Below are 10194 nucleotides of genomic sequence, written 5' to 3'. Positions count from 1 at the left end.
GACGTCGTCGGCGGCGCGCTGATCGCGGTCAGGGTCTTCGTGGCCACCGCGTTCGACGTGGCCGTTCTCGGCGAGTACGCGGAGGAGGCCGGCGTCCGCGTCCGCAACGCCGTCCCCGCCCCTCGCACACCACGGACCCCACGGGCTCCACACGGCGGCTGATCCCTGGACGCGGCGCCACCACGCAAGTGCCGCGCCCGGGGCCGTTACGCGTCGCCCGCCAGCAGCTCGTCCGCGTCCATGATCCGGTAGGCGTAGCCCTGCTCGGCCAGGAAGCGCTGCCGGTGCGCCGCGAAGTCCTGGTCGATCGTGTCCCGCGCGACGACCGAGTAGAACCGCGCCTCGTGCCCGTCCGCCTTCGGCCGCAGCACCCGGCCGAGCCGCTGCGCCTCCTCCTGGCGCGAGCCGAACGTGCCCGACACCTGGATGGCGACGGTCGCCTCCGGAAGGTCCACCGAGAAGTTCGCGACCTTCGACACGACCAGCACCGACAGCTCGCCCTGCCGGAACGCCTCGAACAGCTCCTCGCGCTGCGCGTTGCTCGTCTCGCCCTTGATCACCGGGGCACCGAGATGCTCGCCCAGCTCGTCCAGCTGGTCGATGTACTGGCCGATCACCAGCGTCTGCTCGCCCTTGTGCTTGCGCACGAGCGCCTCAGTCACCTTCTGCTTGGTGTCCGTCGTCGCGCAGAACCGGTACTTCTCCTCGGTCTCCGCCGTCGCGTACGCCAGCCGCTCGCTGTCGGTCAGGTTGACCCGCACCTCCACGCAGTCCGCGGGCGCGATGTAGCCCTGCGCCTCGATCTCCTTCCACGGCGCGTCGAACCGCTTGGGCCCGATCAGCGAGAAGACGTCCGACTCGCGGCCGTCCTCGCGTACGAGCGTCGCGGTGAGGCCGAGCCGCCGCCGTGCCTGGAGGTCCGCGGTGAACTTGAAGACCGGCGCGGGCAGCAGGTGCACCTCGTCGTAGACGATCAGGCCCCAGTCCCGCGAGTCGAAGAGCTCCAGGTGCGGGTAGACGCCCTTCCTGCGCGTCGTGAGCACCTGGTACGTGGCGATGGTGACCGGCCGGATCTCCTTGCGCGTGCCGCTGTACTCGCCGATCTCGTCCTCGGTCAGCGAGGTCCGCCGCACCAGCTCGTGCTTCCACTGCCGCGCCGAGACCGTGTTCGTGACGAGGATCAGCGTGGTCGCCTTCGCCTCGGCCATCGCGCCCGCGCCGACCAGCGTCTTGCCCGCGCCGCACGGCAGGACGACGACGCCGGAGCCGCCGTGCCAGAAGTTCTCCACGGCCTGCTTCTGGTACGGGCGCAGCCCCCAGCCCTCCTCGTCGAGCTCGATGCGGTGGGCCTCGCCGTCCACGTACCCGGCGAGGTCCTCCGCGGGCCAGCCGAGCTTCAGCAGGGTCTGCTTGATCTGTCCGCGCTCGGACGGGTGCACCGCGACGCTGTCGTCGTCGATGCGGGCGCCGACCAGCGGCTGCACCTTCTTCGAGCGCAGGATCTCCTCCAGCACCGGCCGGTCCGTGGAGGTCAGCACGAGCCCGTGCGTGGGGTGCTTGGCGAGGGTGAGGCGCCCGTAGCGGGCCATCGTCTCGGCGACGTCCACCAGCAGCGCGTGCGGCACCGGGTAGCGCGAGAACTCCACCAGCGCGTCCACGACCTGCTCCGCGTCGTGCCCGGCCGCGCGCGCGTTCCACAGGCCGAGCGGCGTGAGGCGGTACGTGTGGATGTGCTCGGGCGCGCGCTCCAGTTCCGCGAACGGCGCGATGGCACGGCGGCACGCGTCCGTCTGCTCGTGGTCGATCTCCAGCAGCAACGTCTTGTCGCTCTGGACGATGAGAGGTCCGTTCACTGTCGCGCCCTTCCGTGCCCGTGCCGATGGCCACCCGTGCGGTACGCCAAACGTCCAGTGTCGCCCATCGCGGGCGGATACGGGGTGGGTCCGGTGTCGGGACCGTAAGAGACCGTAGGCGGTCTACGGGTGGGGGTGTGCGCGCCGAATGGGCCGGGGCGGCCGGGGCATCCGCACCGCATGACGGCAGAAACGGAATCTCCGGGGACGGGTGACATCGGCGATCACGAGGTCGTGATGAGGCGGAGCTGGGGTCGTACGGCCTTACGGGTACTGGTCTTCGTGCTCGCGTTCGCCGCGCTGGTGGCGTTCTCCGTGCTGCTGGCGGAGCTCACGCTCACGCCCTCGCCCGCGTCCAAGGACATCGCGGGAGCCAACCTGCGGCCCGGCCATTCGCTGCGGCAGTACGCCGACGACTACACGTTCCTCGGGGCGTGCAAGCAGATCGTCGGGAACCTGCTGATCGGGGCGCCGTTCGGGGTCATCCTGCCGGTGCTCGTGCCGCGCAGGCTGCGCATGGTGCGGGTCGTGCTGCTGACCGCGCTCGTGATGGTGCTGGTGGAACTGGCCCAGGGCGCGCTGATCGAGGGCCGTGCCTTCGACGTGGACGACGTGATCCTCAACACGTCGGGCGCGATCATCGCCTACGTCCTGGTCGGCAGGATCATCGGCCACAAGTACCACGCGCTCGCCGACCCGCGGCCGGTGCGGGTCCGGCGCGGCTGGTTCGGCGGTCTCGGCGGGGCGGGTCGCGCGGGCCGGTCCGCGCGGGTGGACGCGCTGTCGCCCACGCCCGAGAAGTACCGGGAGCTGAAGGGGGCCAAGGAGCCCAGGGGGACCGGGGCGACGAAGGCCGCGAAGGGGGCCAGGGCCCGGCGGACGCTGAAGACCCTCAAGCGGGACAAGGCGCCCGAGACGCTGGAGCGCAAGGCGCCCAGGCCCGCGAAGACGAAGACCCAGCCGCAGGCGAAGGAGGCGAAGGCGAAGAAGGAGACGAAGCCGAAGACCCAGCCGAAGACGCAACTGAAGGCGAAGACGGAGCCGAAGCCGAAGACGCAGCCGCGGGCGAAGAAGGCGGTGAAGGCGAAGCCGTCGGCGGCCGGGGGTACGAAGGCGAAGGCGCCGTCCAACGGCGGAGATCCGGCGCCGGAGGCCGGAGCGCGCCGCACCGGTGGCCTGGCCGGGCTGCTGCGCCGGCGCTAGCCGCCCGCGCGAGAGACGGGCGGAGGGCGGCGCGGTCAGGCGGGGTCGTCGGCCAGTTCGGAGACTCCGGTGATCCGGTGCAGCGGGTAGGTGCGGACCTCGTCGGCCGTGTGGTCGTACGCGGTGACGAAGCCGCCCTCCACCCGTACGGGAGCGATGACGCGCTGGCTCGCCGCGCCGTCGGCGTTGACGTATCCGATCCACACGGTGGACGCGGTGAGGACGGCGGCCTGCACGGTGGCGAGGGTCTCGGCGGCGGTCGTGCGCGGCGGTTCGCCGGTCGTCCGGGCCGTGGGCCGCTCGGCCCCCTCCGGCGGTTTGTGCCCGACGGTGGCGGCCAGGTCGCCCGCGCGGATGGCGCGCACGGCCGCGCCGAGCAGCAGCGGTTCGGGGCGCGGCGGTCCGTCGGGTACCGGCGCGGGCGCGGTGCGCGCGGGCGTGCGGTGCGCGTGCGCTCGGGTGACCATCACGTCGCCCTCGGCGGATTCGGCCGCCGGGGCGAACCCCATGGCGCGCAGGCCCTCCAGCAGGGTCGCCGGGTCGGCCTGGGTGGCGAGGACGGTGGGCGCGAGGCGGCGCAGCCGCAGGTTCGCGGAGCGCTTGTCGGCGAGGATCTCGCCGAGCACGGTGTCGTCGTCCGAGCGCACGTACGCGGACGCGGCTCCCACCCGCAGGTGGCCGTGTCTCCTCGCCACGTCGTCGATGAGGTACGTCAGCGGCTGCGGCACGGGCGTACGGCTGTGGTTCTTGAGGAACTCGTGCAGGTCGGTCGCCGACTGCCCGGCGTCGAGCGCGCGCCGTACGGAGCCGGGCGTGAAGCGGTAGACCGTCGCGCCGCCCCTCGACTCGATGTCCGCGGCGACGGACAGCAGGTCCGCGAGGGGCCGCAGCAGCGGCCCCGGCGCGACGGCGGTGAGGTCGGCCTGGAGCAGCACGTGGTCGAGGGGCTCCGGCAGCAGCGGGGCGAGCGCGCGTGCGGCGCGGGCCGCCCGGGCGCCCGGGGCGTCGGCCCCGTCCGCGTCGGCCCGCAGGGGCCCGGCGTCGGAGGCCGCCGGGTCGCCGGGGCCCGGCTCCTGCCCTTGCGCCGCCCGCGCCGCGGCCGTGTCGCCGGCCTCCTCGGGCAGCAGCGCGCGGCCCATCGAGGACAGCGCGCCCCGGCCGGTGATGCCGAGCAGCTCCGACTCGTCCAGCGTCCAGTTCGCGAGACGGGTCCGCAGGTCCTCCGTACGGCCCGTCACCCCGGCGCCGCGCAGGGGGCGTTCCCAGTTCAGCCGGTTCAGCAGCGACTCGCGCGTGGGCGCCGTGCCCTCGGGCGGCAGGGCGAGCAGCCCGAGCACCCGCCCGCGCACCTCGGGCGCGGCGCCCCTGTCCAGGTCGGGGCCGAGCGCGGACAGGGTGCGGCCCCTGCTGTCCTGACCGCCCACCAGGCCGGGCGTGCGGGTGGCCGCGAGCCACGCGGTCGCGAGGACCGCCCAGCGCTCGGGGGCGGGCAGCTCCTGCCAGTCGTCGTACGCCGGGGTCGGCGCGTACCGCTCGTCGGCCTCCGCGTCGGCGGCGATCAGCCCGGCCGCGTAGGCCAGTTCGACCCAGAACGCCGCGAGCTGCTCGGTCGTGTCGAGCGCGGCCGCGGTGCGCTTGAGGTCGCGTACGGACAGGCCGCCGGCGCGCAGGACGCCTGGCCCGCCCTCGTTCCACTCCTTGCCGAGCTCCTCGACGGTGTCGAGCGCGGTGAACGCCTGCGCCGCCGCCGCGTTGTCCACCACATCGGGGCTGTAGGCGCCGCGCGGCTCCAGCGCGGGCGGTACCGGCTCCGGGTACCGGTGCGCCCGGCCGCCGCGCAGGTGCAGGGCGACCTCGCGCGGCAGGACGACGGTGTGCGGGGAGGTGGGGAGCAGCAGGCCCCGCTGGCGGAGCCACTGCACGGGTGGCGTGGAGTTCGCGCTGACCTCCCCGTACGGCGGCCCCCACACGAGCCGGTCCAGCACGGCCAGCGCCTCGCCGGGAGCGGTGTCGAGGAGGGCGCCCATCCGCCGCCGGTCGGTGAACAGGCCGGTCAGCGCGGCGACGGCGGAGACCGCGTCGTGCGTGGTCGGCAGCCCGGTCGCGGTCAGGATCTCCTGGACCCGGCCGGGGGACATGCCGCCCGTCGCCTCGGCGACCGTCGGGCCGAGACCGGTGGGGGAGGGGTGCGCGGCGGAGGGCGCGAGGAGTTCGCGCGCGGTGCGGACGAGCCGGAGCCGGTCGTCGTCGCCCCATACGAGTGCCTGGTCGCGCAACCTGCCGAGCGCGGCGGGAAGTTCCGCCTCGACGGCCGGGTCGCCGTCGGCGCCCGCGACGAGCGAGCGCAGGGTGGTGAACGGCGCGGGCTCGGGCGCTACGGCCAGGGCCTCGGCGGTCTGGAGGGTGAACCGGTCGAGCCGTTCGAGCGCGCGGACCACCGAGGCCCGGGTCCCGGCGCGGCTCGCGAGCTGTGAGATGTCGTTCGGAACGGGGGAGAGGAGGTCGGGGCGGGCGCGCAGGAGCGCGGTCAGGGACGCGTCGCCCCGCGAGCGGAGCGCTTCGGCGAGGGTACGGGGCGGTCCCGCGGCGCCGCTGCCGCGCGCGGTGCGCGCGCCGGCGTCCGCGTCGCCGGGCATGCCGCCGCCTGCCTCGCGGGCGGCCTCGTGGCCGTCTCCGCGGCCTGCTCCGCCGGGTCGTCCTTCCGACACGTGCGCCTCCTCGGTGCGGGGCGTTGTCCCCATCCGACCCAAGGTAGCCCGTAGGGCAGGAGGCGCGGGCCCACCGTACGGGTCCGGCGGGCCCGGCACGGGTCCCAGGGGCGCGCCGTACGGGCCCCCCGGAGCGCGCCGGACGCGGGTGGCGGGAGGCACGGGCGCAGGTGGTGGAGGGCGCCGGGCGTGGATGGCGGAGGGTGCCGGGTGCGGCCGGCGGGTGGCGCCGGGCGCGTCCGTACGGCGCGTCCGCACGGCGCGCCCCGGGAAGTGGGCCGCGGCGGCACTGGACGTGCGCGGAGGACTTCGACACCATCGCGTGGTGGGGATCGAGAGTGACCAGCTGGTCTTTGACTATCTGAGCCGCGTCGGCGACGTGGCCCATCAGCGACAGATGCCCTCCGGCGACCGGATGAGACTCGTGTCCGCGCTGCGCGGCGAGATCGACCGCCTGCGCGGCGGCGCGGGCGGCGACAGCACGGCGGCGGTCAAGCGCATCCTCGGAGAGCTGGGGACGCCCGAGACGGTCGTCGGCTCGGCGTCGTCGGGGTCCGGCGGTCCCGCCGGGACTTCGGAGTCCGGTTCCTCCGGGTACGTGCCCCAGCAGCCGGCGTCCGGCCGGGGTGCGCCGTCGGGACCGCACCTGGCGGGTCTTGACGAGCGCGGCACGGGCCCGGGGACCCCGAAGAGCGGCGACGGGAAGGCCACCGACTGGTGGCGGGTCCAGCCGGGGCCCGCGCCGGGCGCGATGGGACCGGGCCAGCTGCACGTGGGCGGGTTCGTCGGGGGCATCGAGATCCCGGAGATACTGCGTCCGCCCGGGGCCGGCGGGGCGCCGTCAGCGGTGGGGCTGGAGAAGGTGGTGGCCCCCGGCGGGGCGGCAGCCGCGGAGACGGTCGCGGAAGCCGTCGTCGAGGACGAGTCGCGACGCGGGTGGTGGCGGCGGCGCGGCTCCGGCGGGTTCGGGCTGACGAGCCCGTTCGCCCTGCTGACGGCGGCGCTGCTGGTGCTCGGCGCGGTGCTGGGCAACATCTGGGCGCTGCTGGCCGGCTGGGTGCTCGCGTACTTCTCGCGGACGCTGTCGAGGAGCGAGGCGAAGATCGCGGTGTTCTGGCTGCCGGGCGTGTCGGTGGCGGGCGGGGTCGTCTGGCTGTGGGGCCGTTTCAACGACCGCTGGGGCAAGCCGATTCCGGACGGCACGGTGGGGCACGCGCTCGCGGACACGTGGCCCGTGGTGGTGCGGGTCGCGGCGGTGGCGTCGGCACTGTTCCTGGTGTGGCGGTCGCGGCGCGTACGGTGACGCGGGCGCGGCGGGCGTGTGTCAGCGCGGAGCCGCCTCCGCCGCAGCCGCAGCCGCAGCCGCAGCCGCCTCCGCTTCTGTCTCCGTCTCCGCCGGGGCGTACGGCGTGCCGGGGACGACCAGGGGGCTGCCGGTGACCGGGTCGGGGATGACGACCGCCTCCAGGCCGAACACCTCCCGGACGAGGTCCGCCGTCACCACGTCGGCCGGCCTGCCCTCGGCGACGATGCCGCCGTCCTTCATGGCCACCAGGTGGTCCGCGTAGCGCGCCGCCTGGTTGAGGTCGTGGAGGACGATCACCACGGTCCTGCCGCGCTCGTGGTTGAGGCGCCGGACCAGGTCGAGGACCTCCACCTGGTGGGCGATGTCGAGGAACGTGGTCGGTTCGTCGAGCAGCAGCAGGTCCGTCTCCTGCGCCAGGGCCATCGCGATCCACACGCGCTGCCGCTGGCCGCCGGAGAGCTCGTCGACGGAGCGGTCGGCAAGCTCGGTCACGTTCGTACGGTCCATCGCGGCGGTGACGGCGCGCTCGTCCTCCTCGGACCACTGCTGCCACCACCGCTGGTGCGGCTGGCGGCCCCGGGAGACCAGGTCCGCGACGGTGATGGCCTCGGGCGCGGTCGGCGACTGCGGCAGCAGGCCGATCGACTGGGCTATGCGCCGGGTCGGGACGGACGCGAGTTCCTCGCCGTCCAGCAGCACCGCGCCGGACCTGGGCTTCAGCAGCCTGCCGAGCGCGCGCAACGTGGTGGACTTGCCGCACGCGTTCGGCCCGACGATCACGGTGACGCGGCCGTCGGGGATCGCCAGGTCGAGGTCCGTCACGACCGTGCGGTCGTCGTACGCGAGGGTCAGGCCCCGCGCGGTCAGCCGCGCCGCGACCCCCGCCGTGGGCGGAGCCCCGGCCTCCGCGGCCTCCGCCGACTGTGCGACGCCGTTGCCGTCGCTGTCGCCGTTCGTCATCACTTGCCTCCCGTCGCCCGCGCCCGCGTGCCCGCGCCGCTTCGCCGTATCAGCAGCCAGATCAGGTACGGCGCGCCGACGGCCGCCGTCAGCACGCCCACCGGCAGTTCCGTCGGCGAGAACAGCGTCTTCGCCAGCAGGTCGCCGAGGACCACGACGACCGCCCCGGTCAGCGCCGACGTCAGCAGCGGGATCTGCGCCGTGCCGGTCATCCGCCGCGCGATCTGCGGGGCCATCAGCGCCACGAAGTCCACGGGGCCCGCCGCGCCCGTCGCCACCGACGCGAGAACCACGCCGGTCACGACGAGTCCGAGCCGCACCCGGCCGAGCCGGACGCCGAGCGCCGTGGCCGTGTCGTCGTCCATGGAGACGGTGCGCTGCGCGTACGCGGCCCACAGCACCGCGGGCGTCAGCACGATCAGGGTGATCGCCATCGGGGCCGCCTCGTCGTACCCGCGCCCGTTCAGCGACCCGGTCATCCACACCTGGGCCTGCTGGGCGACCAGGACATCGCCCTTCGTCATCAACAGCGTGATGACGGACTTCAGTGCGATCGAGAACCCGATGCCGATCAGCACGAACCGCGTCGCGTGCAGTCCGCCGCGCCACGCGAAGGCGTACACGAGGGCCGCCGCCGCGAGCCCGCCCGCGATCGACAGGTACGGGAGGGGGGTGCCCGACGTGACGCCGAAGGTCAGCGCGCCGACCGTCACGACGCCCGCGCCCTGGCTGATGCCGATGATGTCGGGGCTGGCCAGCGGGTTGCGCGCGACGGTCTGGATGAGGGCGCCCGACATCCCGAACGCGAGCCCGACCAGCAGTCCCAGCACCATCCGCGGCTCGCGCAGCGTCCCGACGATCAGCTGGTCGGCCGGCTGTCCGCCGCCGAAGACCACGGGCAGCACCCGGCCGGGCGCGACGAAGCTGTCGCCGGCGCACAGGTACGCCACGCAGATCAGCGCCAGCAGCACCACCAGCGCGCCCACCACGAGCGCCGCGCGCCGGTGCAGCAGGAACGCGCCCCGGCCCCCGCGGACCACCCCGTAGCCCGCCGGCCGGGCACCGCGCGGGCGCCCCGCACGCGTCGCGGCCCGATCGGTCGCGGGCGTGTCCGTCGCGCTCATGCCGGCACCGCCTTCCTGCGTACCAGCGCCACCAGGAACGGCACACCGATCAGCGCCGTCATCACGCCCGCGGGCACTTCGCTCGGCGGGAAGACGATCCGGCCGATCACGTCCGACACCAGCAGCATCACCGGGCCGATGAGCGCGGCCATCGGCAGCACCCACCGGTGGTCCGTGCCGACCAGCGCGCGGGCGATGTGCGGGACGGCGAGCCCGACGAACGCGATCGGCCCGGCGGCGGCGACCCCGCCGCCGACCAGCAGCGTCGCGCCGAGGCCGCCGACGATCCGGACGACGGCCACGTTCTGGCCGAGCCCGACGGCCACGTCGTCGCCGAGCGCGAGGGCGTCGAGGCCCCGTGCCACGTACACCACCAGCACCGCGCCGGCCAGCAGGAACGGCCAGACCTGACCGGCCACCGAGCCCTCGCGGCCGGTCAGCGAGCCGACCTGCCAGAAGCGGAACTCCTCCAGCGTGGCCGCGTTCGTCGTGAGGACGCCCTGGGTGACCGCGACGAGCAGCGCGTTGATCGCGGCGCCGCCGAGTGCGAGCTTCACGGGCGTCGCGCCGCCGCGCCCCCGCGAGGCGATCGCGTAAACGGCGACGGAGGCGGCGCCCGCGCCCGCGAAGGCGAACCAGACGTAGCCGCTGAGCGTGTGCACCCCGGCGAAGGTGATCGCCAGCACCACGCCCACGGACGAGCCCTGGCTGACGCCGAGGATGCCGGGGTCCGCGATCGGGTTGCGGGTGATGCCCTGGAGGGTCGTTCCCGCCAGCGCCAGCGCCGCGCCGACCATCAGGCCGATGACCGTGCGCGGTACGCGCAACTGCCGCACGACCTCGGCGTCGTCGCTGTGGCCGCCGTGCAGGAGCGCGTCGACCGCGGCCATGGGCGGCACGGCGCGCGCGCCGAGCGCGAGGCTGAGGACGACCGCGACCGCCAGCGCCACGACGGCGGCCACCGTCCAGGCCACCCGCCGGCCGCGCGGCGCCCGTCCGCCGCCGGGCGGGGCGGGGGTCTTCGCCGTGGCGACCGGGGC

7 protein-coding genes are annotated in these 10194 nt (G+C 75.0%); 2 read left to right on the top strand and 5 right to left on the bottom strand.

Annotated features, from left to right (window positions below):
* Positions 1-206: 206 nt before the first annotated feature.
* On the bottom strand, positions 207-1853 hold the full coding sequence (locus LCE31_RS30495) for a DNA repair helicase XPB (protein ID WP_225020045.1): 1647 nt from the start codon (positions 1851-1853) through the stop codon (positions 207-209).
* Between the two features lie 180 nt (positions 1854-2033).
* Between LCE31_RS30495 and LCE31_RS41370 the strand changes: the two genes are divergently transcribed.
* Positions 2034-3056 carry a VanZ family protein gene (locus tag LCE31_RS41370; RefSeq protein ID WP_374118594.1) on the top strand — a complete coding sequence of 341 codons (1023 nt, stop codon included), beginning with the start codon at positions 2034-2036 and terminating at the stop codon, positions 3054-3056.
* A 35-nt stretch (positions 3057-3091) separates the two neighbouring features.
* Here LCE31_RS41370 and LCE31_RS30485 read toward each other — a convergent pair whose 3' ends face one another.
* Positions 3092-5692: a helicase C-terminal domain-containing protein gene (locus LCE31_RS30485; protein WP_225020047.1), complete on the bottom strand. Its 2601-nt coding sequence runs from the start codon at positions 5690-5692 to the stop codon at positions 3092-3094.
* Positions 5693-6089: 397 nt separating this feature from the next.
* Here LCE31_RS30485 and LCE31_RS30480 point away from each other — a divergent pair, with 397 nt between their 5' ends.
* Positions 6090-7067 carry a hypothetical protein gene (locus tag LCE31_RS30480; protein ID WP_225020044.1) on the top strand — a complete coding sequence of 326 codons (978 nt, stop codon included), beginning with the start codon at positions 6090-6092 and terminating at the stop codon, positions 7065-7067.
* A gap of 21 nt (positions 7068-7088) precedes the next feature.
* On the opposite strand, the gene LCE31_RS30475 is transcribed toward LCE31_RS30480, so the two are convergent.
* The 3 genes from LCE31_RS30475 to LCE31_RS30465 form a co-directional block, all read right to left on the bottom strand.
* Entirely contained in the window at positions 7089-8030 is a 942-nt protein-coding gene (locus LCE31_RS30475) for an ABC transporter ATP-binding protein (protein WP_225020043.1), read from the bottom strand.
* Positions 8030-9154, bottom strand: a complete 1125-nt coding sequence (locus tag LCE31_RS30470) for a FecCD family ABC transporter permease (protein ID WP_225020042.1) — start codon at positions 9152-9154, stop codon at positions 8030-8032. The genes LCE31_RS30475 and LCE31_RS30470 overlap by 1 nt, the downstream gene beginning before the upstream one ends.
* Positions 9151-10194 (bottom strand): FecCD family ABC transporter permease (locus tag LCE31_RS30465; protein WP_263632487.1); only part of this gene is annotated, 1044 nt, incomplete at its 5' end. The genes LCE31_RS30470 and LCE31_RS30465, both read right to left, overlap by 4 nt.

This window comes from Streptomyces sp. 8L, assembly GCF_020176795.1.
Lineage (GTDB): Bacteria > Actinomycetota > Actinomycetes > Streptomycetales > Streptomycetaceae > Streptomyces.
Note: the sequence above shows the minus strand (reverse complement) of the source record. Positions and strands in the feature narration are given on the sequence as shown.

What these genes read in the sequence shown, in the direction of transcription:
- LCE31_RS41370 (WP_374118594.1), top strand. Translation starts at nt 2,034, where the DNA reads ATGACGGCAGAAACGGAATCTCCGGGGACGGGTGACATCGGCGATCAC.
- LCE31_RS30485 (WP_225020047.1), bottom strand. Translation starts at nt 5,692, where the DNA reads ATGCCCGGCGACGCGGACGCCGGCGCGCGCACCGCGCGCGGCAGCGGC.
- LCE31_RS30475 (WP_225020043.1), bottom strand. Translation starts at nt 8,030, where the DNA reads ATGACGAACGGCGACAGCGACGGCAACGGCGTCGCACAGTCGGCGGAG.
- LCE31_RS30470 (WP_225020042.1), bottom strand. Translation starts at nt 9,154, where the DNA reads ATGAGCGCGACGGACACGCCCGCGACCGATCGGGCCGCGACGCGTGCG.